Source organism: Chryseobacterium sp. OSA05B, from assembly GCF_019970065.1.
GTDB lineage: Bacteria > Bacteroidota > Bacteroidia > Flavobacteriales > Weeksellaceae > Chryseobacterium.
The window spans coordinates 1-533 of sequence record NZ_JAHXYH010000056.1 but is presented as its reverse complement, the minus strand read 5'-3'; the positions used below and the strand labels follow the sequence as shown (position 1 = coordinate 533).

General features: G+C 37.5%; 1 protein-coding gene. It reads left to right on the top strand.

What is annotated here, in order from left to right; translation table 11 throughout:
* Window positions 1–533, top strand: a 533-nt coding sequence (locus tag LC419_RS23555; protein WP_368734514.1) for an alpha/beta hydrolase family protein, incomplete at both ends; no start/stop codon positions are given.

The following is a 533-nucleotide window of genomic DNA, read 5'->3' as shown; positions in this document are numbered from 1 at the left end:
AATCCTGTATATGATGTAAGTTCAATAAGTACAGCCCGCAAAAACAGGAATTATGAATTGGATTATATAAGTTATACGGGAGTTAAAAGTGAGACAATTCCGGTAAGTAAGTTTTATAAAGAAGTTCACGATCAATTAAAAGCTGAATTCAAAGACAAGGAATTTTCAGTGGTGTCTTCTGATGAAAATGAAAATAAGTTATTAGTAGTCGTTGGAAGTGACAGACTTTATGGGACTTATTATGAATATAATACAAAATCCAAGCAGATAAAACTTCTGTATAATCTGATGCCTCAGCTGAAAGAAGAAGATATGGCAGAAATGAAGCCTATCGAATTCAAGAGCAGAGATGGCCTTACCATCCGTGGATATATCACCATGCCTAAGGATGCGGTTGATGGGAAGAAAGTTCCGTTAATTGTTAATCCTCATGGTGGACCTCAGGGCGTTAGAGATGAATGGGGGTTCAATCCTGAAGACCAGCTTTTTGCAAGCAGGGGATATGCCACACTGCATGTGAATTTCAGAATTTC